Raw genomic sequence first — 26,658 nt, forward strand, 5'->3', positions numbered from 1 at the left:
TCACAATTTAATCCCACGAAAATAGTATAAAGCCGCGTAGTTGGAAAAATTGATTATAGACGACACGTACTGCTTATTTTCCTTGAAATTACTCTATACTTAGTAACTTCTATAACACTTGATAATAAGTTCAATCCAAACAGCAACTATAAAAAACGCCATTTTGAATATTGATATTCAAAATGGCGTTCAAATTAATATGTGAGTATGACATTTCTTAATTGATATTCAGAAATAGTGACATGAGTTTATCTTCTCGAAATCTTTAATAAAGGCGGAACTACCGCCATCGTTACCATCCCGGCAAGGAGTGCTTCGGCAAGTCCATTTGTAAAAAACACAGTTAAAACAGCTTTATAAATGGCACTTGTACTGCCAGCGTTAATAGCCTCTGCATAGGCATCCTGAAATAGAAAGGTAATAGAACCCATAACCAAGAATGTATGCATAAAAGTGGACACTAAAGCTGTAATAAATAAAGCAGGTTTTTGAAGCGAATTTTTCTTTGTTATAGCATTACGAAATGCTTTAAAAATATAGTAAGGTATAAATCCAATCATTACTCTTGGAACAATGGCAATAAATAACGCCCAAAAACTTCCTTGATCTGTTCCTAATACGGGAATTGCTGGTGAAAAAGCAAATGATAATAATGTCGGAGTAATCGTATTTACAGCAATACTAGTAAATCCAAATACTAATCCCAATAACGCACCTATCTTTGGGCCTAAAATAATAGAGGCAATAATAATTGGAATATGAATTAAGGTTGCTTTAATTACACCTAAATGAATAAAACCAAATGGTGTAAACGCAAATAATAGAATAATAGATAAAAAAATGGCTGTTAAAGTAAAGTCTTTTATTTTCAACTTTCTAACTCCTTCAGTAATCAAATTTCTTTAAATTATCTTTTGATTAGTAAATTAAATTATAAGGATAAATTATTTGGTATGTAAAGATATTTCGCTTTGAGGATTCAAAATTTAATGTAAATCTTAAATATGTGAAATAACCCTTACAGATACTGAATTACATAATTGTACTCATGGGATGTTCATTTATCGCTATACATCCTAAAGATTGAGAAAATATCCAATGGAAAACTAATCCGCTCTATTTCCTTACTGATTCGCTCAATTATTGCTGAATTCGGCTGAATTCTAGTCAGAATCGGCTCTATTATCACTAAAATTGGCTCTATTATTCTGAATAACGGCTCTATTAATGGCTATTTAACCTCATATCTATTCTTTTCTCCTAATCCAGCAATCTTATTAGTAAAGTATATATGTTAAAAATCTATTTCCAGCAAGGGATTCGTTATAATCTATCCATAAAAAGCAAAACAGGTGGGAAAGAACAATTTGTTCTCTCTCCACCTGTTGAACTTAACTTATCTTTTAACAATCTCAAAAAACGTTTCATAGCTATTAACATAATAATCCGCACCTGGCGTATCATTCTGAAATAAGCAGGTTTTGATTCCAATACTTTTGGCAGGTAAAATATCTAACTCCCTATCCCCAACCGCGAGATCAATACGGTACTTATCGTGCAGGTACTGATAGCTTGCTGGATGAGGTTTTTTTGGATATCCGTCATCAATGGCTACTATTTCTGTGAAATATTGATCCATTCCGTTTGCTTTTAAAATACTCTCGGCACCTTCACGGTATTTATGCGTCATGATTACATTTAAATCCGCTGCCTCCAGCACATTCTTCACTCCCGGAAACGGTTTGAAATCCAAGGGCTTTAACTGCCTTTCAAGAATATGAATATGTTTAATTTGTTCTTCGGTTAGCTTAAGTTCGTTGAACGCATGGCCAAACGACACCTTTAGCAAGGAAAAGATTTCTTCCTCCGAAAGAGGTGTCTCCACTGCACTTTTGACCATTCTCGCATAACCGGGATAGGTATCAAATAAAGTGCCGTCAAAGTCCCAAAGTATATTCATATCCATTCCCCTTATTGTTTCGTTATCTTCGTCCAGCCATCCTCTTGTGTAATTCTGCGATCCTTCATTAGTCGGCCGAGTGCACGTTTAAAAGCTGCTTTACTCATACCAAAACGTTTTTGGATAGACTCCGGATCCGATTTATCCCAATAAGGCATGCTGCCCCCGCGGCTTTCAAGATAAGTAAAGATTGCTTCCGCATCTTCATCAAGGCGTTCATGCGTACGTGGCAGCAACGAGCCGTTTGTACTGCCATCAGGCTTAACTTCAATAATTCTGCCCTTGACCAATTCACCCAGCCTTGGTTCATTCGCACGTTCACTCTCATGAATGAAACAGCGGTACCCTTCTGTTGTTAAAATAAAGGTGCCTACTTTTAATAAACGGTAAGCTCTTCCCTCAAAATCTTTATTTTTTATTGATTCAGGAGCATGCTCGCTTAATTCCTGTACAACGGTTTCAGTAGCAAGACGACCAAACATTCTGCCTCTATTGTCGACTTTTAATGTAACATAAAGCTGGTCTCCTACTTCTGGCCATAGGCTTTTTAATTTTGGTAAATCGTCACTGGAGATCAATAAATCCTTTTGAAGTCCGATATCAAGGAAAACCCCGTGGCTTGGATGAACATCCACGACCGGAACCCAATCATAATCACCTTCAGTAATGGTTGGCAATTTCATGGAGGCTGTCAATCGGCCTTCTTTATCGTTAAATAAGAAAACCTCTATTTCTTGCCCTATTTCAAGATCACCAACGATTTCATGTGTGTGAAGCAAAACATCTTCTTCACCATTAGAAAGAAAGTATCCGAATGAAACCTCTCTTTCCACTGTTAATGTTGCTTTAATACCTGGTTGTAAATAACTCATTAACTCTTCACCGCTTCCTTTATACGATCCTTAAGTATATCATTATTTTACCCGTTTATCAGTAAATAAGGACTAGTTGGATCATGTTTTTGTCTATTTGTCTGCACCAGCTTCGGACTTCTTACCGCATAGCAATATACGCAGCCAAATGGGCATGTATCATATGAACCCATCTCTTCTGCCTCCATGCACCCACATTCAGCCCGTTGGTATTTATCCTTTTTACCGGATAATTGCAGGTTAAATACTTCTTCAATAAAGTTTTTATCAATACACGCGCCATGTTTGATTCCGTGTGTATCCAAGTCAATAATCTCCGAACAAGTCTCTGGTACCATTCCATATTGCTTGCAAACTGAACCAATGGTACGGGTCAATGCATTTAAAGCTGACCGATTGTTAGGGTCAAGCCAGTCATCGAATTGATAGCCCTCCACCTTTTCCAGATTAGCAAGTCTACCTTTTGTCTTCGTATAAAAATCTTGAAAACTAATCACTACACGCGTAGTAAACCCGGATAATTGTTTTGCTATATGAGTAAATCGCTCGATATGATACTCCACATTCGTTTTATTGCTTAACACAATGGGATCGTATCGCCAGATTACTTTCTCCTGCCCGATTAAATCAGATATATACTGGAACTCTTTCATTCTGTTAGATAAACTTGGCATCCCTGGCTCAATCTCTTTTGGATAGTCATTTAGAGTATATTGAAACATTAAACGGTAGCCCATCTCCACCAATTCAGGAATATAGGGATTCATCGGTTTTGGATTCTTTGTCCAAAAACAAATTGCATCCACATCTACCGGCAAAAGTGAAACCTTCTTTGTTTGATGACGATTAAAAGGATTCACCTTCATATAATAGCCTTCTCTGATTCGATTCATAAACCACTCAGAGTAAAACGCAGGTATATCTGTTCTCCTGCTGGCACTAATAATCATCATTCTCACCCTTTCAGGCCTTTACTTTATACTGTTATATCCCTTTTTGCAAAGAAAAACCAAGCAACACCATAAAAGAAAATGAAATGCATGATAAGGATGATGATCGAAAAGCCTGGTGACATTCCAGACAGGATAGGTGTATTACCGAATAAGTATTGGTCCCACTGTGTATTGGCAAAGAGCAAAATCTTGCCAAGGGACAGCTCCAGCAACTCTGCAATTTCCGTTACAAACTTCCCGCCAAGTAACGCAGCTATTCCAAACCCAATTGCAAAGGCACTATTTTTAAATACGACAGATACTGCATATGTAAAGGTTGAAATCAGCATCAATTCCAAAAACGTAATTCCATACGTTAACAATAACTTTTGAAACATAAGCCCATTGCCCGCTCCAAAGCCGTAAATGATTCCTCCAATAAGCCAGGAAAAGATAAATGTAGTGGTTAATAAATATATACCATACAATTGAATCGTAAGCCATTTGGCAAATAAGACCATTGACCTTGTTCTCGGACGGATCAATAACAGTTTAATTGTTCCTGTTTGAAATTCATTAGCCAGTATACTCCCCGCCAAACCAATCGCTAGAAATATCGTGATGATTAGGAAGTTGGATAGCACAGACATAAAGTCAATCACATTTCCGTCTGTTCCTTTAATCAGTTTTGTAAAAAAGAATGGTAATAAACAAATCAACAAAGGCATCACCAGAAAGGAGTATCTGACCATTTTGTTATTTGTCATTTTATAGTGTTCGTTATAAAGTAACGACCTCACGAAATTCCAACCTCCCTCGCTGAAATCGTCTGTAAAAAGGTGTCTTCCAACTGATTTTGGTCATAAGCAAGCTGATACACGCTCACTTTATTCAGAACCAGCATTTCATTAAGCATCGGGATATCCTTTTTCTCAACTGATAAGCGAATAAGATTTCCCTTATATGAAATAACCTCATAATTTGCATCTAATACAGCCAGAGCATGTTGGATATCATCCACCTCAATAATAAGCACATGATGATCCATTTTTACATTTGTGATCTCCAATAATTCACCCGCTTTTATGATGCCAATTCGATCACAAAGCATTTCAACCTCAGATAATAGATGAGTGGAAATGAGAATCGATATATTCTCTTCTTTGGCCAAATAGAGAAGATGATTGCGTAAGTCACGCATTCCTTCTGGATCCAACCCGTTTGTTGGCTCGTCCAAAATCAAAATCTTCGGTTTGTGCAAAATTGCCTGGGCGACTCCTAATCTCTGTTTCATTCCTAACGAATATGTATGTACCTTGTCATCGATTCTTTCTGTCAGGTTGACTAATTCAACAACTTCTTCTATTCTATCAGATGATATATTCGAATATAAATTAGCGTATAATTCTAAATTTTGCCACCCAGTTAAATAATCGTAAAAGGCTGGATTTTCAATAATAGCTCCTACATGTTTGATGGCGTCAACAAAAGACGTTCCTACCTCGTGATTCATGATTCTAATCTGGCCGGCATTTTTCTTCATAAGTCCGCAAATCACTCGAATTAAGGTCGTTTTTCCAGCACCATTGGGTCCAATTAAGCCGAAAATTTCGCCTTCTTCTATTTCAAAGCTGATATTTTTAAGGATATCAGAACCAGCTATTTGTTTGCTGATTGATTTGACTTCTAAAACTGTATTTCTCATTCTCCCTGCCTTACCTCCCTAATCCAATCTACTTATCTATTTTACACTACTTACAACCGCTTACCTATATACGGTAAACGTGTTTTCCAAAACAAATAGAAAAAGGGACATTTTCTCCAACAAATGTTAGAGAATAAATGCCCTCTTCTGTTTCCCCATTAGTATCAGTCGGTGAAGAGCTCTGGTCATTACAACATACAATAGTTTAATATCGATCTCATGGTTATCCGAGTATACTTCATTATATGTGACAGCAAATACAGCATCAAACTCCAATCCCTTCGCTAAGTACGACGGTACAATTACTATTTTATCCTTTGGAATAGATGTCGTTTCTTCAAGTAAATAGAGGTCTAGCTCAGTATGCTGTTTAAGAATGGAATTTACAATCGCTGCATCTTCCTCAGTCTTTGTAATAATCGCGAAAGTATTGAATTTTTCTTCCTTTAACTTCCTTACTTGATTAGACATCTGTTCAGCCCATTCCTCATCAGATGTGATCTCTAAAAATACAGGTGGTTTGCCATGTCGAATGATTGGTTCAACCTCCGGAAATGAAGTGGATAGCCGTTTTAATAATTGATTGGCTTCATTCATAATCTCGACGGTTGTTCGGTAACTCTTTTTCAGCTCTCGATAAATGGCTCTTGGAAAAATGGATTTTCTTACTTCCTGCCAGTCGGTTATTCCCCGGTAAGAATGGATGCCCTGCGCCAAATCACCGACAAGGGTAAACATATCTGTTTCCAAAGCTGTTTTAAGCCCTTGAAGCTGCATAAAGCTATAATCCTGCGCCTCATCAATCACTACATTCTTTGCCTTTTTCTCCGGCTTAACTCCATAAATTTTTGCATATAAATACAGAATAGGGCCCAAGTCCTCAAGCTCATATTTTTTCTTAGAAAAGATATTCTGACTGCTTTCGCAAAGCTCTAACGCCTCTTTTTTACTGAGTTTATGATCTGAGTATTGAACCAGCCTGTCCGGGTCGCTGTATAATTCTTTATAAAGTGTCCATATATCTCTCTTATCAAAATAGCTCATATAATCCTGGACGGCTTTTTTGATTTCCATTTTCAGATCATTGATCCTCGCCTCTTTTTTATCCAAAGCCAGCGAAATGTATTGCTTCCGCTTTTTCTTATCACCCTTCCAGTTTAAGGCCCTGTCAATTCTGACCTCATAATGCTGAACTACTTTTTTCAGCATTTTATCTTTATTCAAACGTACTTGATTTTGAAGGACTTTTTTTAGTTTCTCGATTCGTTTATAAAGCGGCAAATATGTATACTCTTTGTATAAAAGATGATTAAACTGTTTTGCTGTATACAATTTAAACTTATCAACCCGAAAGTCTTCATGCACCATTAAACTGGTTTTTATTTCTTCAACATAATGGTCAAGCACCCCTTGAAATAGAGAGGAACCTTTGATGCTTGAGATGTGAACGAATTGTTGATCCTTGAGGATGTCACGAAGCTTAGTATCCTCTGTCAATTTAATTTTCTTCCCCAGCACCTCTTCCACATATCCCTGAAAGGTCATTTGCCTTACTTTCTCAACACCGAGTTCCGGGAGTGCCTCTGAAATATAATCAAGGAATAAAAAGCTTGGTGCTAAAATTAATAATTGCTCAGGCTGGAATACATCTTTATAGTGATACAAAAAATATGAAATACGGTGCAAAGCAATCGTTGTCTTCCCACTTCCTGCAGCTCCCTGCACAATAATAGGTTTATTTAAATCCGCTCGTATGATTTGATTCTGCTCCTCCTGAATCGTTGCAACAATCTCTGTTAATCGATTGGCAGAACTGCCGGCAAGAGACTCCTGCAATAATTCATCCACCGTCGTAATATCGATATCCCGTATGTCAAGCAACTCTCCATCCTCAATGATGAATTGCCTTTTTAGACTAATGGTACCGTCATAAGTTTCACCTTCTGATGTGTAACTCACTTCTCCCAACCGGCCTTCATAGTATAAATTAGCAATAGGTGAACGCCAATCGATGATCAATTGCTCCTGATTGTCACGTTGGAATAAGGATGTCTTTCCAAAATAAAGCTTCTCCATTCCGCCAGCCTCACGAGAAGTGAAATCAACCCGCGCAAAATATGGTTTAGGTATCGCCTTAATTAAACTTTCCAGTTCGGACCTTGATAGCTGATAGAAGCTTGCACTCGTTAAAAGCTGCGAATACCCCGCACTCTCTACCCAGTCTTCATCTTTAAAAATGTCCTTCATTTTTTCCATAAATTGTTCTTTGTTTGTTTCAGCTGTATCAATGACAACCTGCATGTATTTTTTTATAAATTCGAGCCGTTGTTTCTCCTCTTCAATCTCCTGATTTATACTACTTATCACTCTTTCACCTATCCTTTCTTTATATATTTCAAGAATTCCTGTTTGAAAGACTAAACAAATCACCATACTGCTTATTGGAGGTGGAATCATGTACAGAAATCAAATCGCTTTGGTCTTTTCTGATTTTGGGTTAGATCATCTTTATTTAAAATTTGAAGTGCCGCTTGAAGTTCATGGTATATTGAATGACCCGGAGACGTGTGAAATAATGGAACAATTTTTGTCCGTGTATGACTTTAATTCACAGGAAACTCTCTTATTTGATGAATTTTTCACTCATTTTAAGATATTTAAACGAATAATTACATTCACTAGTGATTTACCCATCCATTATATTGATTTATATAAACCGAGCAGTGAAATCTCTTACTAAATTGATTTTGGGATTTTGCAGGTAACGTTATATTCATACACCCGATACGACAAAATAACCAGACAATCGTTTCATGATTGCCTGGCATTCTTCTTAACGTTATTCACAATAAGTATGGCCCAAATAAACAGGTCATAACTAATAAATTATAGCCTATGTAGTAAAATAATCCAGCAAATAAACCTGTGTCTTCCTTCATCACCCAGCGATAGATCATATACGTAACAATACTGATGATTAAAGGCCAAATAATCAAGCTACCATCGAAGTTTAAATATGATGGAGCCGCAAAGAATGACCTTTCTGATAAGACCTCATTCAGCATATAGATCATAGTACCGATATAGAGCAGAATTCCCACCGGCTCTACCCAACTGGATTCATTCCTTTCGAAAATATCACTCTTGATAAACGACAGGATTCCGTAAAAGACCAATGGAGGAACAACCCATACCAGTCCAAGCACTAGCATAAAAAAGCCGCTGAATATGCCAGAAATAGAATAATATAGAGCGGAGGTATAATCTTCTTTGGTTATTTTTTGTGAAGATTCGATATATCGATCATCATCCGTTGTGCCGTTCAACACATATTCCTTCCCATCAAACGTTTGCCAAGTTATATAATTCTGATCAAGCCATTGAGGTCTGGCAGGTGTGTCTTCCGTATTACTTCTCCTCTCAGCTACCCAGGCTCCTTTTTGCTGCGTGGCATAGTAAACATTATACCCAGAACGCTTTGCAACTCGACTGCCCTCAGCAACAAATAAAATTGCCGGCTTATCATCCTGGTAGGAAATCTGCAAATATCGAGGATTATCTAACTCACTCCCATTCTTCTCATCATAAAAAGTATACTTCTCATTTTTTTCAACTTTTGAAGTAGCTAAATCAAAGCTTAACTCCAACGCTTGATAGGCCCTTTGTCCCTGTGCCATCGAATATTTTTCGATAATAGCTGTAGCTTTTTTGTCTCCGGCATCATAGATGATATTCTCAATTGTTTCCCCGCCAGTTGCTGAATACTCGAGCAGCTTTTTTAATTTTCCATTATACAATGAATAAAAATGAACCTCGGAATCAGATATTTGAAGTCCTACTAAAAAGGACTTACCATTTTTAGCCTGCAATCCTGTGTAAATAGGTTGATCATATGTATGTATAAGCTTTGTTTGACCTGTACCTGCATTATATTCTTTTAGTTCATTCTGATTCCAAAAGAGAACTCCAGCTTGGGTAGGTGAAAAAGAAGTAATGTCTTGAGCGATTACCTGATCCGTTCCCTCTTGGTTGATGGTTAACTTATCATCATCCATATAAATCAGCTGACCCTCGGACGCCCAAATTGGTTCTGCCGGCGCCACTTCGGCTTGGATGGATTCTTCTTTTAACATGTTGAAATTTTGATCCAATACTTTGTGAGAAACATCTGTCTCATCCGGCATAAAAAAGTGTAACTCATCATCTATTTGATAACTGTAATATTCCATTGGATATTTTGATGATGCTTTCAAATTGCTTGATCTCCCCCACCCATCATCAGGCAGAGTTGTTTCCAGTCTTACATTGTACACATAATAAAGCAGCAACATGATAAAACCTGTAATAATTGGTATAATTATAGCCTTCTTACTCAAATGAATCCCCCTTAATCTCTAGATCTTTATACTCATTTAAATAATATCACTATATTAGTTTGATTTGGTAGAATTTTCTATAAATTATAATTGTTTAAATTTTAATTTATAGAAATCTTGTTAAATCTCCACAAAATATGTTAACCTATTACTTAAATTAGTTTACTTATTTTCGATTGAGGTGACTGTCTATGGCTCATAATAAAACGAAAAAGCTAGTTCTCACAGCAATGTGTGCATCCATCATCTGTCTGTTAGCCCAAATCACCATTCCTTTGCCTCTCATTCCTATTACAGGACAAACATTAGCCGTTGGGATTGTGGCAACCATCTTGGGATCCAGACACAGTACGATTACAGTATTAGTCTATTTAACACTCGGTCTTATAGGCTTACCTGTATTCTCTCAATTCACAAGCGGATTAGGTATTTTATTTGGACCAACGGGCGGTTACTTAATCGGATTCATTCCGACAGCCTTTCTGATTGGGCTATGGTTAGAAAAAACATCCTATACATACAGTCAAGCTTTTTTCGCAAACCTAATCGGTATGTGTATCACCTTAACCGTTGGATGCGTTTGGTTAAAACTATTTGCAGCACTTACCTGGCAGGAAGCTTTAGTAACAGGTATTTATCCTTTTTTACCAGTCGGCATCATTAAAGCATTCCTAGCCGCATGGTTCGGCATCACTATAAGGCAGCGCTTGAACTCTGCTAAACTATTACCAGCTCAAGCTAAAAGATACTCCTCCCTTTGAATTAGGTGGAGTATCTTTTGCTATATTGGGAAGGTATTATCTGTAAGCCGATATAAAGTATGTTTTTATCAGCTTCTCTATTACTGATTATATTTCTACTAGTTATCATAAAAGCAACTAGATACTCCATAGAAAATATGCAAAACTATATAATTCGTGCTGTAAAACCAAATAAAAGGCACCCTATTTGAGTGCCCACTAGTCAACATTTCCTCTATACTCCTTTCATTTTTTCTTAAAAACAAATTTTATTTAAAGTCACACAAAAGATTATCCATCAACCAATATATGTAAAGGATTAAATGGAACTTTGTAGAATTATATATTGAGCAATAATTTATATGAAATTAGGTGAAGAGATTTTGAAAAGCAGCATATGGGATAAAGATGTAGGTTACAAACCACTACCGGTCACTGATTCAATTATTGAAATGGCCGAAAAAAAGCTGGGTGTTAAACTTCCAGAATCCTACATAAAATTATTAAAAGATCAAAACGGCGGGAGTATCATCTACAATGCTCATCCCGCTCCCAAGCATGAAGTATTTGACGATTTATTCATAGAAGTAGAATACCTCGATGGAATTGGCAAAAATGGAGGAATACTAGATAGTGAAGAATTAATAGAAGAATGGGAAATGCCTAAAGGCCTTGTTTTGTTTAATGGTGATGGTCATTACTGGCTGGCCTTTGATTATCGGCATACTTCTTCAAATCCGCCAATTGTGTACGTAGATAATAATGATGAGATTTCACAAGTAATAACACTCGCTAGAAACTTTGACGATTTTCTAGAAAACTTATATGTAGTGTAAGGAAGACTTTGAATCGTTAATCGAACAAGATGATGCTGAAACACTTTCTGAAATTATCCAATTTGATACTATTGATGAGGAAGCAGATTTAGATTGGTATGGCGAAAAGTTATTACAATTGAGCGAACATCCTGATGATGATTTAAGGATCTCTATAGCTAATAAAATTTGGAATGATTATACTTACCAATTTAGTGAAGATACCTTAAAGAAATTCATTGAACTATTTAAAAATGATACAGATTCTGATGTGAGAAGCTATGCTGATATGATTACAGAAAAAATTAATTACTCTATAGAAGATTTAAAGATGGAAATGGTAAGAGAAAATACTGATTATGGTTACAATGTCGTATCCAGCTTTATGTATAAAGACAATAGCTACCATGTTATACAGAAAGATAAAAAATGGATATTGGAAAGTCTCACTGGTGCAGATCAGTCATTCGATTCAATAGAACAATTCTTTAAAGAGGCAACATTGGGGGGAATCCCTCTTACCGATGCTTGGGTAGAAGTTAAGATAATATAAGCTTTTTTAAGAAAAGAAAAAATTACAGTGTACTAATTAGAGCACTCTAACCTATAAAAAGATCCTGACCTCTAAAGTTGATCGGGATCTGATTATTTTGGATTATTTCCCTTCACATATCTAGACGATAAAACATATCCAGAGATCCTCCTTTATCTAATCTTCATCAATTCTTATTTATCTACCATTTTGTAATTTTCAAAGTGCCAACTCAATAACAACTATTATTTTCTTTTGAGCATCCATTGGTAAACTAACCTTCCACCCTATTGGAATGGCATTGTTCGTTAAATTATTCTTAAATACCAGGTGTAACATTATATATTTTTCTACAATAAACTCTCGTTTCATTCTCTACACTTATGTCATTTATTAAGTATGGGTCAATTCAGTCCTTCTACTGATTGATATTTAATAAATATTTCCAAATATTATTGTATAATCTGTTCTAAATACTGTAAAATTTAATTGTCTGAATATTTAACGGTTTCTATTTAGGGGTTTTGTTATTTTGCGCAGATACTACTCAAAGGGGGATTTTTTAATGGGTTGGGATTACGAATATGATGTAGTAGTAGTCGGTTCTGGAGCAACAGGTTTTTCTGCCGCCATTACTGCAAAAAAAGAGGGATTAAGTACACTGCTAATTGAAAAGGAAAAGCATTTTGGAGGAGCTTCTGCTTTATCAGGCGGCGGTGTATGGGTTCCGAATAACAGATATTTAGTTGAGGCTGGTGTAGCCGATAGTTTTGAAGAGGCTAAATTATATTTAGATTCCACTGTAGGTGATTTAGTAAGTGATACAATTAAAGAAACCTATTTGAAAAAAGGGATCGAAATGCTGGATTATATGCATAATTTAAGCCCACATATGAGATTCTCCTATGCAAATAATTACTCTGACTATTACCCGACACATCCGGGTGGAAAAGGGATCGGCCGGTCGATCGAGCCCAAAGTAATTGATTTAAATAAATTAGAAGATTGGAAGAGCAAGCTTCTCCCTCCTGCTATGGATACAAAAGGTTTCGTTATGACAGGACAGGATTTCGTTAAAGTGAATATGATCACCAGGTCCTGGGCAGGAAAAAGAGCTTCTTTAACACTTGGATGGCGATTAATTAAGCATAAATTATTCAAAAAAGATTATGCCGCATTAGGTAGAGCTTTAATAGCTCGATTGGCTCTAACTTACAAAGATTTAAACGGTGAAATTTGGCTTGATTCACCATTTGTTGATTTTATTTACGAAAACGATAAAGTAACAGGCCTAATCGTAAACAAAAACGGTAAACAAGTAACAATCAAAATCAATAAAGGCTTAATTTTTGGATCAGGTGGATTTTCTCGGGATCAAGAAAAGAGAGATAAATATCTTCCAAGTCCACAAGATGTGAGTTGGACAAGCTCACCAAAAGGTCAAACTGGTGATATTATTGAGCCTTTCGCAAAATTGAATGCGAAGTTTGGTTTAATGGACAGAGTTTGGGGTGCACCTACTGTCATTAATCATTTGGGTATGCCATTTTTCTTAGTAGCGGATAGAGGCTTGCCGAATATGATTATCGTTGACCAAGACGGAAATCGATATATTAATGAACCGACTCCATATCATGAATTCGTTGATAAAATGTATGAACATAATGAAAAAACAGACGGTAAAGCCATCACTTCCTGGATTATTTTAGATGCAAGAGCCAAGAAAAGATATATATTTACTGGCCTATTCCCCGGGCAAGATTTCCCTCAAGCATACTATGAGAATGGTGTTGTTTTGAAAGGAAATACAGTCGAAGAATTAGAAAACAAATTAAATATTCCACAAGGAAATTTAGTTAAAACAATGAACAGATTCAATGAATTTGCACGAAACGGAAAAGATTTAGATTTCCATAGAGGAGAAACACCACATGATCGATATTACGGGGATCCTTCTTTGCCAAATCCAAATTTACTTGAAATCAATGAGGCTCCCTACTATGCAATGAAAGTCTACCCAGGGGATATCGGCACTAAAGGCGGGGTAGTTACGGACGAATTAGCAAGAGTTGTTAAAGAAGACGGTACAGTATTTGATAATGTATACGCTTGTGGTAACTGTTCATCATCCATTATGGGTCATTCTTATCCTGGGCCAGGAGCAACATTGGGACCGGGTATGACCTTTGGTTATGTAGCTTCCATGCACTGTAAGGATAAAAAATAAAAGACTTTTTAAACCCAGACAAAAGCATTTGAACAACTAAAGTTCTTATGCTTTTGTTATTTCTATTAATATCTCTTTTCTTTTATACAAAAGGAGAAAATACCTCCATTTTTAAAATGATTAACCATACTAAAGACCGTTCCATGGTAATACAGACAAAAAGAACAACCAGATACTTTTTCTTTTTTACTCAGTGCTTCATTCACGTTTTTTAGATTCTTTGGAAATTCATATGCCAGTTCTCAAAAAAATTATTCATGTTGTTCTCCACCTTCGTTCTTCATTAATGCAACGCTTCTAACTGGTAATTATTTGTAAATGGAAATTACAGTAAAATACCTTTCCCTTCCATGCTATAATAAGATCCTAATTTCACCAAAGGAGTGCACAACAGTGATGAAGCGATTTTTCATTATTATGTTTGGAGCGTTGTTGTTGACGGCTTGTTCGAACGCAACAAAAGACACAAACAATGAAACAACTTCTACCACCACTAACGTTCAAGAAAACGATCAGCAGGAAGTCAACTTGGAATTCACCCAAGAAAAATATTATATCGAAACCGGTGATGACACGACCATTTACTACTATGCCGAACTGGAAAATACCAGCAACATCCCAGCAGTGTTGTATTCTTCTGACTTAGCGGCAGAAGACAAAGACGGAAATGTATTAGGTGCCCAAATGGGCGGAAGCAGTTACCCGCACATTGTCAATCCAGGGGAGAAAACCTATATTTCGAATACCCTCTTTATTGAAGAACCTATCAAACAAGAGAACATCGCCAAAGTGTATTGCGTGCCTGAGTATGACAAGGCATCTGAGGAATATGTCGGTGTTAATGTGGAAAACCCTGTATTAAAAGAAGATGAGTACAAAATGTACACAGTAACAGGCAAACTTGTGAATTCGACAGATGAAGAGTTTGATGCATCCTATGCAGCCGTTTTACTAGATGAAAATAACCAAATGGTCGCAGTCTTGTCAGGCTATGCGGACAGCTTGAAAAAAGGCCAACCAAAGCCATTTGAAACGTATGAATATCTGCCAGAAGCGGTAAAAGGAAAAGTCAAAAGTGTAAAAGTGATTTCCTGTAAACATTAAGAAATAAAAGCGGTTCCCGTGTGATCTGATTCAAGAAATTTAGACATATATAATTAGGCTGCTTCAAGACCTGAGTTCTGTATTCAACTGGACTCAGGTCTTTTAATTTCGCCTTCATTTGTTTTTGTGATTGTAATAATGGATATAGTCCGCCATTTCTTTCTCAAAATACTCCAAACTCTTAAATTCCCGGAGAAAAAGAAGCTCGGACTTCAATAAGCCCTTAACCGTATCGGAAAAGCCATTTGATAGTTCTTTTTGTTTATTGTACTTTTTTATACTTTCGCCAGATATTTTTCTTTATAAGACAACCCTTGCCCTAATAGATATGCACCAATCATTTGCATAACCGTTTTCACGATAATCTGACCAATAATTGCAGCTGGTACAGCTGACCAAGGAATATATCCAGCTCCTAATGGGCTTAGTCCTACAATGACGAACACAACTGAATCTAATAAACCACCAACCATTCCACTATAAAAGACACGCCAAGCCATCGGAAGTTTTAAACGTGTATAAATTTCTGTATCTGTTGTTTCTGCGATTAAGAATGATAGCGCAGAGGCTGCGACGATAATTAGAGTATCTCCTAATAAATAAGATGCAGTTGCTGATAATACTAAAGCTAAGAAAATAAAACCATAGGTCCTCTTACGACCAAGTTTATTTTGAACCAAATCACGGAAGATAAAGGTTGCACCAATTAAGAACGATCCCATTGGAATAATGAATATCCAAAATTCTAATGGAGCAAAGCGCGCTGTCAGTACATTTGCCGTTACAATTGATACTAAATAGAATAGAATGCGTATCATATTGATCCTCCTATATGCTGTTTGGTATGTAAATATGTGTGCATTCCTTGCAGACGCAGCTTACAAGCGGGACATTCACCACAGCCGTCCGCTTTAATACCGTGATAACACGTTAAGGTCTTTTCTTTCACAAAATCAAATGCACCTAATTCATCTGCTAAGGACCATGTTTCTGCTTTGTTCAACCACATTAAAGGTGTGTGTATAACAAAGGCTTCTTCCATTGATAAATTGATTGTGACATTAAATGATTTTATAAAAATATCACGACAATCTGGATATCCGCTAAAATCTGTTTCACAAACACCTGTAATAATATGCTTTGCACCAATTTGTCTCGCTAATACACCTGCAAAAGATAAAAATAATAAATTGCGACCCGGTACAAACGTTGATGGCAACTCTCCTTCCGCACCATCCTTCACCTCAATATCAGCGCGTGTTAATGCATTCGGAGCAAGTTGATTAAGTAATGACATATCTAAAATATGATGATGGACGTTTAATTCATTAGCGATTTGTTTTGCACATTCAATTTCTAATGCATGTCGTTGCCCATAATTAAATGTCACAACCTCTACCTCTCCAAAATTTTTCATTGCCCAGAACAAGCATGTCGTACTATCTTGTCCGCCGCTAAACACGACTAATGCTTTTTCTTGCTTCATGATCTTTCCCCCCTCCCAAGATAAAAGGATTTTAACGAATTGTGGTAACACTCAGTTAGCGATTATCAATTTTTTCGGGATATAAATCGTGATTCATTAAGCGATGATTTGCGATTTCTTCATATTTCGTACCTGCACGGCCATAGTTACACCAAGGGTCGATTGATATACCCCCGCGTGGAGTAAATTTGCCCCATACCTCGATATAACGAGGATCCAGCAGTTTAATTAAGTCATTCATAATGATATTGACACAGTCTTCGTGGAAGTCTCCATGATTGCGGAAACTAAATAAATATAATTTTAGTGACTTACTTTCTACAATTTTTTTATTTGGAATATACGAAATATACATGGTCGCAAAATCCGGTTGCTGCGTAATTGGGCAAAGACTTGTAAACTCAGGGCAATTAAACTTAACAAAGTAATCACGGTCTGAATGTAAATTATCTACAGACTCTAATACTTCAGGTGCATAATTAAATGCATACTTCACATTTTGATTTCCCAATAACGTTAAATCCTCTAATCCTTCTGTTTGTTGTCGACCAGACATAAATAACCCTCCTTGAATTAGATATCTAATCATTCCAAGGAGGGCCATACTCTTTTTCTATAAAAATAACTACTTAGAAAGTCAAAAAAGCCACGTCCAATATATGGACATGGCGAGAATGACATGTATCCATAGTTTTTTATAGAGGGTATCCGCTATGAACCTCTCCTGAAAATCTTCAGATATTATTTTAATTACATCTTATCATATCACACCCGATAATGGTTATAAAAGGAAAAAAGTTAACAGATGTAAGTTGAATCACGGGTGTTTCATAAAATATGGAGCTGAGCTAAAAATGATAAACACAAGTTAGACGATAAAAGTATTTTGGCAATTTTACACAAATAAATGGCCAGATGACTATTATCTAAAGGTTTGATGGTTTATTAATCAAACTCAATTATTTCTTTCTCCTTCGGTTTTTCATATCATACGAACCAGACTTGTATACAAGTTCTTGTATCGCTATTACTGGTTATGTTACTATTTTATATACTTATATTACGTATCGGAGGAAACATATATGATTATCGATCAGTTATCAAATGCTCCATTATATGATGGAGTGCATCCTAGATTAAAGAAAGCCTTCGCTTTTTTAATGGAAAATGATTTGCAAGCCTTGCCGGTAGGAAAGTATGAAATTGAAAATGACAAGGTCTTCGTAATGATTCAAGAGTATGAAACAAAGCTCATTGAAGACTGTCGCCTGGAAGCTCATTACTCATATACGGATATCCAATACGTCATTAAAGGCGAGGAAAGAATGGTTTATACAAATAAGGAAGATACAGAAGTCGTAGAGGAACAAAAAGAAAATGATGTTATGTTCTTGAATGGCGAGGGTAATCATCTTATCGTGAAAGAAGGATGTTTTGCTGTGTTTATGCCCCAAGATGCTCATATGCCAGGTGTTTGTGTGCAACAACCGCAAACTGTAAAAAAAGCAGTAGTAAAAGTATTGTGTGATTAATGGAAGAGGCAAAATCAATTCATGATTTTGCCTCTCTTAATCTTTGTCGTGATTGCGGAAAGTTTTTCAACGACCTAACTAACACTCCTATATCTGGCACTCGTTATCTTGGAAAGTGGTCTACTTTCTTTCATTTAATAGTTGAGGGTTACACCTTGCCGAAGATTGCCAAAAGACTAAAAATCCATTTGTCTACCGCATTTTACTGGCGACATAAGGTGCTTTTTGCCCTTCGTTCATTGGGATTTCAAACTTTAAAAGGAATTATCGAAAGCGATGAGACCTTTTTCAAAGAGTCTTTCAAAGGCCGAGAAGTAATTGATAGAAAGGCTAAGAAGCGTGGAGGTAGAGATGAACCAGCCTCAAACATATTTCTACAAGTAGGGGGTGAACAGTTTAGCGGACGGGATCATTTGTCCCACTGCCCCTTACGTTCTACCCTGGCTACTGATAGATTAAATTCAAATGAAAAAAGTTCAACCAGAAAGTTCTGGCTGAACTATATAATACGAACCTGCCCCTTTACTTCAACAAGATATTCAACCACAAAAAAGCATTAATCTTTCTAGGATGAACGCCACTGTTTAATAATTTGGGATCTAACCTGTCCCACTGCTCGGGCAGGAATCGCCCGTCTTTCACTGCCATCCTGTCTTTGTATAATCAACATTGATATATAAAAGATCCTTATTTATAAATTTCTAGCAGCGTCTTTTATAGCCAAATCTCCGAGGAATGAATTTGTTTATTTATTTTTACCGTTTTTTTCGTTGCCGTGTTTAAAGTTCCCTGTAATTTTAGCTAATAAAAGCTGTACTTCCATTATATCTTCTGCTGCATTTAATTTTTCTATAAGTTGCGCAGCCTTCCCATCCTTTACAATTTTGATTTGCTTGCCTTCGTAATAGATGATCACTGTCCCTTTTTTCGTTATTTGGTAATTGAATGGCTCTTCCTTTAATCTGTTGCGTTTATCTATTTCACTCACCATATTACCCCCTAATCGTTCGACAAAATAGCTTACAAGCCATTTTGTATAAATATATTCTCTTTGAGGACATTCTTTCTTGAACTTAATTATAATGCCTTGGTCAAGCTTGATGTCTTTATATATGTCGTTTATTTTCCCGGTGGTATGTAAAACCATTATTATATATATGTCTTTAAAAATAATATAATTCCTTTTTTCGCTAACCTGCCCCGTTTGTTCAATAAGCTACTATAATCTAACCGTACCATAAAATGGATATAAATCAACCTTTTTTATAAAGCAACAATCTTTACGAAAACAGCCTATTTTTAAGACGAAGAGTATTTAAAATGGCTTCGATTTGAGAGAACATATTGAAGTTTGACGAACGACAAGCCATCTTGAAATGCTAAAAATCCCTTTTCTCCTAGCAGAAAAGGGATTTGGATTTTGGCTAAAAGACCTTTTTGAAAGTGGTTGAAGCATGGTCGGTCAAAATGTGTGCGGTAGATGAAAGCATATTCCCGACAATAAAGGATAAGAAAGACAACTTATGTTGAATAACGAATTCCTCTAAATGATTGATATAAATTCCATATGGCACATCTGTCAGGATACTCATCGCTCCTGCTCCCAGCATGATCCAAGCCATCACATACAGATATCTGATGATATCTCCAATCACATACCCATGTGTCCAGATGGAGCGATGCTTAAATTTTTGGTAGGGAATCCACATGAACCGTAAGAATCCCCACCTCCGATACGGATTGCTTTTTATATCCAAATCAGGGTTCATCCAATAAGTGCCGAAGAGATATCCTATAATCACGGAAATCCCATGCACATATTGTTGAGAACTGATCAATACGGCCCCAATTCCAATAGCTAAAAATACTAGGTTTATTTTCTTATGCGCTTTCCCGTTTGCCACCCTAATCCTCCGTTTTGTTCTTTTATGACGGTTCTCCTGAACCAGCCATTGTTTTCCATTATAGGGGATAATCAGAGCTGGGAACACATTTTCGCTCAAAACAAGTGTTCGCTCTTCTGTTCGTCGTCGAAAAAACAAAAAAGCCAATAATTTTGGTTTTTTATCTAGGCATGATTCAGAATTGTAGAATGAATTTTCCCAGATTCAAAAGTCGCATTACTTCTTTTGAATAAAAGAAATAATATCAATATATAGAGCTGTCATTTCTTCTGGTGTTTTGTCTAAACCATTTTGAACCCATTGTTCGACTAATCCTAAAAAAGCAGATGTGATAAAAGATAAAAAATATTCCATAGGGGCCTTTAACCTTGCATTAATGCTATCATTTTTCTCTAAATTCAAACGTACTTTTTCTGAAAAGGCATCCCTGAATCTAATATGAAAACCTGCTCTACCATGATTGCTTAAGAAAATTTTTAATATTGGTGCATGCATTTTAATTGAACTAAATAGAGAAGCAGCTATTTGCTCTTGTCCATTTTCAAATGTATGTATGGAAGAGTAGCGAGATTGTAATTCGTCAATATGATTTCCTAAATCTCTAAACAATTGTTGTTCTATTTGATCAAGCAAATCGAATTTATCTTGATAGTGTAAATAAAAAGTTCCTCGATTAATTTGTGCGGTTTTTGTTATATCCCCGATCGTAATTTGTTCAAACGGCTTATTCTCTAAAATTTGCAAAAATGACATTTGAATTAGTTGTTTAGTTTTACGGTTTTTTTCTTCATAAATACTCACAAAAATCCCTCTATTTCTAAAAATGAACAAGCTGTTCACTTTTGTTCATTGCTTCTGTTTATACCTTGATTATAAAATGAATAAATATTACTGAACAATATGTTGTTTATTAAGAAAGGAAGAAATTGATTGAGATTATTTAAAGAAAAATTAGCTTGGGCTGCTCCTATTGCAGTAATTTTAATTATTGCGTTATTCTCATTAAATTTATTTGCTCAAGGTAACCCACAAGTAAGAAATTTACCAGTTGCACTTATAGTAAATGATGAAGGCGTACATGTAGATGCCGTGAAATCGGCAGTTGAACAAATGAGTAAAGGCACTGACGGCGAAGAACCAATGTTAGCTTTTACAAATGAAAAAGAAGAAGATATTGAAGATTTATTTGATGATAAACAGTATTATGCTGCATTAGTCATTCCTGAAGGTTATAATGATACATTGCAAAATGCGCTGACTAACAACTCTCCAGCAACTTTACAGGTATATATTAACCAAGGTTATAACATAACTGGTGCGAACTATGCTAAGACTGCTTTAACTGCTTTAATTACCCAATTAAACAACCAATATTCTTCAAATTTTATTGCGCAAATGGACGGTCAACAAATCGAGGCTAACAAGGCAGCTGTACTTGTGAATCCGATTGTTTCTGAAGAAAAAGTATTCAATGCCGTTACAGCCTCAACTGCAAACGGAAGTGCTCCAACCTTAATGGCAGTTCCTGCTTGGGTAGGTGCGTTAATCGGTGGTTTCATAGTATTTTTAGCTTCTTCAAACATTTTGAAAAAAGAATTATTAACTCGGAAACAAGCGTTACACCTAATGGGAGGTCAAGCATTATTCGGCATAATTATTGCCCTATTCTCTGGTTTTACCGTTGCAACGCTTGGTTTAATCGCTGGTATTAATATGCCTAGCTACTTCTTGGTTGGTTCGTTCGTATCGTTTGCAGCCTTCTGTTTCTTTTTATTAGTCTCCGGAGTAACTGCATGGATCGGTAAACCAGCCATTACCTTATTCATGGTTGTAATGCTGTTAGGTATGGGTGTTTTAATGACACCACAAGAAATGCTTCCTGATTTCTTTGTAAACTTCATTCGCCCTTGGGTTCCTATCCGCTTTGCCTCTGAAGGTTTACGTGAAATTTTCTACTTCGGCAGCGGCTTCTACACTGGCCAATCATTCAACACCATTTTAGGAATTGGTATTGCAGGGTTAGTGATGTATGTTCTATCTATTTTTAAACCAGTGCGTGCAAAAAAAACTAATGCTAAATAAGCTTATTTATAATGATGTGCTCTGACAACATTATAAATATTCGACTTCAGTCATTCCAACTGGATCTGCGCTCTTATATAAATAAAGCTGAATAGAGGCAGGGACATCACTAGATTCAAAATCAAAGCCGGCAGATTTTTACTCCTCGTAAAATTCTGCCGGCTTTTTTGTTCATTCGTAGATTTGTCTCAGCTTTTTATTATAATTCTACAAATTTAAGACCGCATCATATGCTTCGTGTACTGCATCAAGTACTTTTCTAACCTTCACGCTATCACCAACGTTAACAATATTCGTTTTATTTTTTAAAGAGTGATATAGATGATTGTTAGGCGAAAATCCTGCTGCTACCACAACGCTATCACAATCATTCCATTCTTTATTGCCGTTTACCTCAATTTCTACGGCTTGATCTAGTACTTCTGTTACTTTAGCAGATGTTTTAAACGTGATATTTGGGTGCTGCAAAAGCTGGTTTAACATCATTGCATTTTGTATAAATAAAGGTTCAGGTAACATTTTTTCAGCCATTTCGATAATAGTGATCTGCATTCCTTTATTTGCAAGCACAATTGCGGTTTCACAGCCGACTAGCCCGCCGCCAATAACCGATATCTTTTTTCCAAGAAGAGCTTGATTTTGCAGAACGTCTGTTGCTGTGTAAACATGGCTCTTATTCAGTCCCTTGATTGCACTTGGCATTATAGGATTGCCACCGGTAGCATGAACCACCAAATCTGCTTTATAGGATAATATCGCTTCTTCCGTTGCCTCTTTACAATACCTAATCGAGATATTTAACCGGTCAAGTTTTGTCCGATAATAATCGAGAATTTTCATTCCATCCCGCTTAAACGGAGGCATACAGGCATTATGAAAGTTCCCTCCTAGATAGGCTTTTTTCTCCCATATTTCCACATCATGACCTGCTTCTGCAGCAGTTATGGCAGCTTGACAGCCGCCAGGACCAGCACCTATCACTAGAACCCGCTTCGATTCATCTGCTGCTTTCAATTCTTTCAATCCCTCATAGCCCGTAAGAGGATTGACGGCGCAGTTTATGCTCTTACCAGCAGCAACGGTAGCAATACAGCCTTCATTACAATAAATGCAATGTCTGATTTCGTCCGTTCTATTTTCCATCACTTTCTTTGGAAAATTTGGGTCTGCCAAAAACTCTCTTCCAACTCCCGCGATATCAATCCAACCATTTCGAAGTGCAGCTTCAGCCTTTTCAATGTCACCCAGGCGCCCATTTGAAAGAACTGGCAAAGACGTGACAGCCTTAATTTTAGCAGATGAAATCATTTGTGGAACCATATCCTGCTGGTAAATAGGCGGCATTGCTATGTACCAATTATCATGACAGCCAGCGTCAACATGTAATGCATGGACACCCTTGCTTTCTAATAGTTTGGCAATCTCTATTCCTTCTTCAATTCCCCTGTACCCTTCTTCTACTGGCAAGAAATGATCCGGGGTAAATTTAACAAGGAGAGGGAAGTCACTTCCAAGGTCTTCCTTGATGACATCGATTATTTCTGTTAAAAATCTCATCCTGTTTTCAAAGCTTCCGCCATATTCATCCTGGCGGATATTCCATCGTTTGGTCATGAATTTATCTGTCAGGTACCCGCCATAAGCATGGATTTCAATGGCGTCTGCTCCTGCTCTCTTCGCTAATTTTACTGTTCTCGAGATTTCACCTTGTATAAACTTAATTTCATCAATCGTCAATTCTTCAAAGGTTATATTAGCACCGGGATACAATGGTAAAGCTGATGCTGAAGCAGGCTTTAGCCTGCCCTCTCCTATACCACCTAATCCAATTCCGGGCACCACTTGAAGGCAGATTTTACAATCAAATTCATGGGCCCTATCCACTAGCTCTTTAAAGCCTGCAAAACTTTCTTCTGTCAATGTGGATGCAGGGGTATGGCCATCGATAGCTTCTGTTGCAATAACGGTTGTCATCACCATCGATGCTCCGCCCTTTGCTCTGGTAACATAGTAATCTACTGTTCTTGGATCAAAATTTCCGAGTTCTGCTCCCATTGGAACCATAACAAATCTGTTTTTCAGTTCCAAATTTCCGACTTTAATAGGTTCTAATACCAACATTTTGTGGCCACCTCATTAAAAGGGACGAATTCGATCAAAACCATGCCAGAAGCGTCCCCTTGCTTTCATATATTATTAGATAATTTTATGTGATATATTTCACATAAAGAATGATGACTGGATTTTAAAGATAAGTACCATCCATACAATTATTGTAAATTTTTCCATAAATTTAATCAATGTGATTTAAACGCTTTATTTGTACGGTTTGTGAAAAAAACAGCAGTCATACTCTGCGTGACTGCTGTTTACACAGGTTTTAGAACATATTATGATTTCTTATATTGTTTATTCATTTCTATATAACTTTAAATCGGATAAAGATATGCTATATTCCTGCTATAACAGAAGGTGTTGCAATTGTATGCCATAAGTTAGCACTGATAGCGCTGTTTCTTCATCCTTTTCCCGGCCATCAAAATAGAGAATCTCTTGTTCTAATTCTTCCAACTCGTTTATCCTGCCTTTAAGGTAGTCATTGAGCCGGTTAATGGCGGATTGAATCCGCTGCAGCAGGCCGCCCATCCGAAGATCGAATACATCAAGACCGAATATTTTATTCTCTTCCATCCACTGCGTTTGATAAGCTTTCATGAATTCCTCTGCTAACTTTTTCATTTCAGGTAAGAAGGTATTACAATAGTCCTCCATAATTTCACGATTTTGATTATGATAGGCTTGCCGAATGTTTATCCCTGCCTCACACTTAATTGCTAATAAACTGCTTAAGGAATACTGTGTCAGAAACAATGCCTGCCAATCGGGATTTCTATTGATACACTTTTTAAAACGATCTGCACAGTTTTGAAAGTGCGAAGCATACTCATTAGGTATCACATGTCTATCAAATAACCCGAATAATACATCTTGATACAATAGATACTTAGCCGGGTTAATTGAATGGTTATTCGGCAATTTATTACCAGGTACCATCATCGTCATATCCAAGCTCATAAAATCAGAGTAATTCCCTCCGACACATGTGGTAAAGCGCTCCTCCAGGCGGCTTGTTTCAGCATTATCCGTATAACAAAGCTCTGCCCAAAGCTGTAAGGTCGGAAGTATGGAATAAATTGATGCTTCCGCGCCGTTATCACCCCAGGCTGTAATAAATACATCTTTAACTCCATTACGAAGGCAGCTTTTATGAGCAATTTCACCTGCATGATGACTAAAATGATTATTTGAGGAAAAGCCAGTCCATTTCCAAGCGCCGCCAGCAAAAATTATGTTGTTACTGAGTTGTTTATGTTTTTTCAACATACCATCATATTTTTCCGACTCAACCGAATAGTAATCCCAATAAACTAATGATATGTCATCTGGGATCATTTCTATAACATCCTCTCGAATTGGGCTTTCGGTATCGTAATACTCTCCCGAACTCGCCAACCGGAAAAACATATCACTCCACATCATCGGCTCATAGCTGTACTTTCTGGCAATTTCCATCAAGCGGCCAAAATGCTTAAGCAACAAAGTCGACCGGTCCCGAAAACCATGTTTATCCAGATACTTGCCAAGCCCGACCATATGGGCCTCATCCATTCCGATATTGATTTTTCTGCTGGAAATATGTTTGGACATAGTCCTGAACATTGCATCAATCAAATCGTACGTTTTCTCTTCATCAATAAGCAGGATATCATCACAATCCACGATATCGGAAAATGTCTCCCATTTTAATGCTGTACCCAAATATGCCAGCGTTTGAATACAGGGAATCAGCTCGATTCCGAAGCTGCTTGCATACAGATCCATACTTTTTAATTGTTCTCCCGAATAACGGCCACGCATATAGCCAAAATACGGATACTCTTTTATCTCATACGTGTCTTCAGTATATAGCTGCACAGAAGAATACCCCATTAAGGCCAAATGTTTGATCAACTTTTGAAAGGTTTCGACTTTTAAAACGGCATTTCTGGAGCAGTCAATTAAGACCCCAAGGGAATTATAAACTGGTTTCTCCGAAGAGCTCATCCTTTTTCATCCCTTCTATCAATAGGCCTAGTGCACGGAAGAATTGGCACGGTTCTTGATAGGCAATCGTTCCACTTTTACCATCATATTGAACGTGAATTCCAGATTCTGAAGATTCCACTAAAATGGTAATCCCATTGTCTGATTGCTTGATGTTTAATAGATTTAAGATTTCCTGAGAAGCTGAATCCAATTGCTCATCCAACCCAATTAATTGTATTTGCATGGCTACCTCCACCTCTATTCAAAATCAGCGAAATCCTAATGAGCGTACGTACTCTCACGGG

25 protein-coding genes, 2 pseudogenes and 1 riboswitch are annotated in these 26,658 nt (G+C 36.8%); of the genes and pseudogenes, 9 read left to right on the forward strand and 18 right to left on the reverse strand.

Features of this window, described 5'->3' with window-relative positions; translation table 11 throughout:
- Nucleotides 1-248: 248 nt before the first annotated feature.
- The 7 genes from AC4BHA_RS01660 to helD form a co-directional block, all read right to left on the reverse strand.
- Nucleotides 249-872, reverse strand: coding sequence for an ECF transporter S component (locus AC4BHA_RS01660; protein ID WP_066103455.1), 624 nt, complete (start codon nucleotides 870-872; stop codon nucleotides 249-251).
- Nucleotides 873-1,396: 524 nt separating this feature from the next.
- Nucleotides 1,397-1,960: an HAD-IA family hydrolase gene (locus tag AC4BHA_RS01665; protein WP_066103452.1), complete on the reverse strand. Its 564-nt coding sequence runs from the start codon at nucleotides 1,958-1,960 to the stop codon at nucleotides 1,397-1,399.
- An 11-nt stretch (nucleotides 1,961-1,971) separates the two neighbouring features.
- Nucleotides 1,972-2,832 (reverse strand): CvfB family protein, encoded by an 861-nt coding sequence (locus AC4BHA_RS01670; protein WP_140461526.1) that lies wholly within the window; start codon nucleotides 2,830-2,832, stop codon nucleotides 1,972-1,974.
- A 47-nt stretch (nucleotides 2,833-2,879) separates the two neighbouring features.
- On the reverse strand, nucleotides 2,880-3,785 hold the full coding sequence (locus AC4BHA_RS01675) for a DUF1848 domain-containing protein (protein ID WP_139891855.1): 906 nt from the start codon (nucleotides 3,783-3,785) through the stop codon (nucleotides 2,880-2,882).
- A gap of 23 nt (nucleotides 3,786-3,808) precedes the next feature.
- Nucleotides 3,809-4,564, reverse strand: a complete 756-nt coding sequence (locus AC4BHA_RS01680) for an ABC transporter permease (protein WP_490558053.1) — start codon at nucleotides 4,562-4,564, stop codon at nucleotides 3,809-3,811.
- Nucleotides 4,561-5,469 (reverse strand): ABC transporter ATP-binding protein, encoded by a 909-nt coding sequence (locus AC4BHA_RS01685; protein ID WP_066103443.1) that lies wholly within the window; start codon nucleotides 5,467-5,469, stop codon nucleotides 4,561-4,563. The genes AC4BHA_RS01680 and AC4BHA_RS01685 overlap by 4 nt, the downstream gene beginning before the upstream one ends.
- A gap of 126 nt (nucleotides 5,470-5,595) precedes the next feature.
- Nucleotides 5,596-7,836: an RNA polymerase recycling motor HelD gene (gene helD, locus AC4BHA_RS01690; RefSeq protein ID WP_490558054.1), complete on the reverse strand. Its 2,241-nt coding sequence runs from the start codon at nucleotides 7,834-7,836 to the stop codon at nucleotides 5,596-5,598.
- 88 nt (nucleotides 7,837-7,924) lie between these two features.
- On the opposite strand from helD, the gene AC4BHA_RS01695 reads away from it, so the two are divergent.
- Nucleotides 7,925-8,209 (forward strand): hypothetical protein, encoded by a 285-nt coding sequence (locus tag AC4BHA_RS01695; protein WP_066103440.1) that lies wholly within the window; start codon nucleotides 7,925-7,927, stop codon nucleotides 8,207-8,209.
- Between the two features lie 103 nt (nucleotides 8,210-8,312).
- Here the strand turns inward: AC4BHA_RS01695 and AC4BHA_RS01700 are convergent, their stop codons facing one another.
- Complete coding sequence (locus AC4BHA_RS01700) at nucleotides 8,313-9,845, reverse strand: hypothetical protein (protein WP_490558055.1); 1,533 nt, start codon at nucleotides 9,843-9,845, stop codon at nucleotides 8,313-8,315.
- A gap of 191 nt (nucleotides 9,846-10,036) precedes the next feature.
- Here AC4BHA_RS01700 and AC4BHA_RS01705 point away from each other — a divergent pair, with 191 nt between their 5' ends.
- The 5 genes from AC4BHA_RS01705 (at nucleotide 10,037) to AC4BHA_RS01725 (ending at nucleotide 15,263) form a co-directional block, all read left to right on the forward strand.
- Entirely contained in the window at nucleotides 10,037-10,606 is a 570-nt protein-coding gene (locus AC4BHA_RS01705) for a biotin transporter BioY (RefSeq protein ID WP_066103433.1), read from the forward strand.
- Between the two features lie 362 nt (nucleotides 10,607-10,968).
- Nucleotides 10,969-11,421, forward strand: a complete 453-nt coding sequence (locus AC4BHA_RS01710; protein ID WP_490558056.1) for an SMI1/KNR4 family protein — start codon at nucleotides 10,969-10,971, stop codon at nucleotides 11,419-11,421.
- A 118-nt stretch (nucleotides 11,422-11,539) separates the two neighbouring features.
- Nucleotides 11,540-11,953 carry a hypothetical protein gene (locus AC4BHA_RS01715; RefSeq protein ID WP_490558057.1) on the forward strand — a complete coding sequence of 138 codons (414 nt, stop codon included), beginning with the start codon at nucleotides 11,540-11,542 and terminating at the stop codon, nucleotides 11,951-11,953.
- Nucleotides 11,954-12,497: 544 nt separating this feature from the next.
- The gene (locus tag AC4BHA_RS01720) at nucleotides 12,498-14,159 is read left to right on the forward strand and encodes an FAD-dependent oxidoreductase (RefSeq protein ID WP_139891848.1); all 1,662 of its coding nucleotides are present in this window, start codon (nucleotides 12,498-12,500) and stop codon (nucleotides 14,157-14,159) included.
- Between the two features lie 393 nt (nucleotides 14,160-14,552).
- Nucleotides 14,553-15,263, forward strand: a complete 711-nt coding sequence (locus tag AC4BHA_RS01725) for a hypothetical protein (protein ID WP_066103422.1) — start codon at nucleotides 14,553-14,555, stop codon at nucleotides 15,261-15,263.
- A 64-nt stretch (nucleotides 15,264-15,327) separates the two neighbouring features.
- On the opposite strand, the pseudogene AC4BHA_RS01730 reads toward AC4BHA_RS01725, so the two are convergent.
- The 4 genes and pseudogenes from AC4BHA_RS01730 to queF all read right to left on the reverse strand — a co-directional run.
- Nucleotides 15,328-15,488, reverse strand: a pseudogene (locus AC4BHA_RS01730) (IS3 family transposase); the annotation flags it as partial.
- A gap of 50 nt (nucleotides 15,489-15,538) precedes the next feature.
- On the reverse strand, nucleotides 15,539-16,078 hold the full coding sequence (locus tag AC4BHA_RS01735) for a VUT family protein (protein ID WP_066104272.1): 540 nt from the start codon (nucleotides 16,076-16,078) through the stop codon (nucleotides 15,539-15,541).
- Entirely contained in the window at nucleotides 16,078-16,749 is a 672-nt protein-coding gene (queC, locus tag AC4BHA_RS01740; protein WP_066103419.1) for a 7-cyano-7-deazaguanine synthase QueC, read from the reverse strand. Before queC ends, AC4BHA_RS01735 begins: the two co-directional genes overlap by 1 nt.
- A 55-nt stretch (nucleotides 16,750-16,804) precedes the next feature.
- The gene (gene queF / locus AC4BHA_RS01745) at nucleotides 16,805-17,305 is read right to left on the reverse strand and encodes a preQ(1) synthase (RefSeq protein WP_066103416.1); all 501 of its coding nucleotides are present in this window, start codon (nucleotides 17,303-17,305) and stop codon (nucleotides 16,805-16,807) included.
- A gap of 125 nt (nucleotides 17,306-17,430) precedes the next feature.
- A riboswitch (PreQ1 riboswitch) is annotated at nucleotides 17,431-17,477 on the reverse strand.
- A 354-nt stretch (nucleotides 17,478-17,831) separates the two neighbouring features.
- Between queF and AC4BHA_RS01750 the strand changes: the two genes are divergently transcribed.
- Together AC4BHA_RS01750 and AC4BHA_RS01755 are read left to right on the forward strand one after the other, a co-directional pair.
- Nucleotides 17,832-18,281: a NanQ anomerase/TabA/YiaL family protein gene (locus tag AC4BHA_RS01750; RefSeq protein ID WP_066103412.1), complete on the forward strand. Its 450-nt coding sequence runs from the start codon at nucleotides 17,832-17,834 to the stop codon at nucleotides 18,279-18,281.
- 41 nt (nucleotides 18,282-18,322) lie between these two features.
- Nucleotides 18,323-18,637: pseudogene (locus AC4BHA_RS01755) on the forward strand (transposase); the annotation flags it as partial.
- A 389-nt stretch (nucleotides 18,638-19,026) separates the two neighbouring features.
- Here AC4BHA_RS01755 and AC4BHA_RS01760 read toward each other — a convergent pair.
- The 3 genes from AC4BHA_RS01760 to AC4BHA_RS01770 all read right to left on the reverse strand — a co-directional run bounded on the left by AC4BHA_RS01760 (nucleotide 19,027) and on the right by AC4BHA_RS01770 (nucleotide 20,986).
- Nucleotides 19,027-19,269, reverse strand: coding sequence for a hypothetical protein (locus AC4BHA_RS01760; protein ID WP_066103409.1), 243 nt, complete (start codon nucleotides 19,267-19,269; stop codon nucleotides 19,027-19,029).
- Between the two features lie 436 nt (nucleotides 19,270-19,705).
- Nucleotides 19,706-20,284, reverse strand: coding sequence for a metal-binding protein (locus tag AC4BHA_RS01765; protein ID WP_175354250.1), 579 nt, complete (start codon nucleotides 20,282-20,284; stop codon nucleotides 19,706-19,708).
- Between the two features lie 117 nt (nucleotides 20,285-20,401).
- The gene (locus tag AC4BHA_RS01770) at nucleotides 20,402-20,986 is read right to left on the reverse strand and encodes a TetR/AcrR family transcriptional regulator (protein ID WP_066103403.1); all 585 of its coding nucleotides are present in this window, start codon (nucleotides 20,984-20,986) and stop codon (nucleotides 20,402-20,404) included.
- A 129-nt stretch (nucleotides 20,987-21,115) separates the two neighbouring features.
- Between AC4BHA_RS01770 and AC4BHA_RS01775 the strand changes: the two genes are divergently transcribed.
- Nucleotides 21,116-22,267 (forward strand): YhgE/Pip domain-containing protein, encoded by a 1,152-nt coding sequence (locus AC4BHA_RS01775; RefSeq protein WP_139891845.1) that lies wholly within the window; start codon nucleotides 21,116-21,118, stop codon nucleotides 22,265-22,267.
- A gap of 207 nt (nucleotides 22,268-22,474) precedes the next feature.
- On the opposite strand, the gene AC4BHA_RS01780 is transcribed toward AC4BHA_RS01775, so the two are convergent.
- From AC4BHA_RS01780 to AC4BHA_RS01790, 3 genes are all read right to left on the reverse strand, one after another.
- The gene (locus AC4BHA_RS01780; protein ID WP_490558058.1) at nucleotides 22,475-24,388 is read right to left on the reverse strand and encodes an NAD(P)/FAD-dependent oxidoreductase; all 1,914 of its coding nucleotides are present in this window, start codon (nucleotides 24,386-24,388) and stop codon (nucleotides 22,475-22,477) included.
- A 339-nt stretch (nucleotides 24,389-24,727) separates the two neighbouring features.
- Entirely contained in the window at nucleotides 24,728-26,371 is a 1,644-nt protein-coding gene (locus tag AC4BHA_RS01785; protein WP_490558059.1) for a beta-N-acetylhexosaminidase, read from the reverse strand.
- Nucleotides 26,343-26,597, reverse strand: coding sequence for a hypothetical protein (locus tag AC4BHA_RS01790; protein WP_139891841.1), 255 nt, complete (start codon nucleotides 26,595-26,597; stop codon nucleotides 26,343-26,345). Before AC4BHA_RS01790 ends, AC4BHA_RS01785 begins: the two co-directional genes overlap by 29 nt.
- Nucleotides 26,598-26,658 lie beyond the last annotated feature (61 nt).

It is taken from the genome of Pradoshia sp. Z3_51, assembly GCF_058215915.1.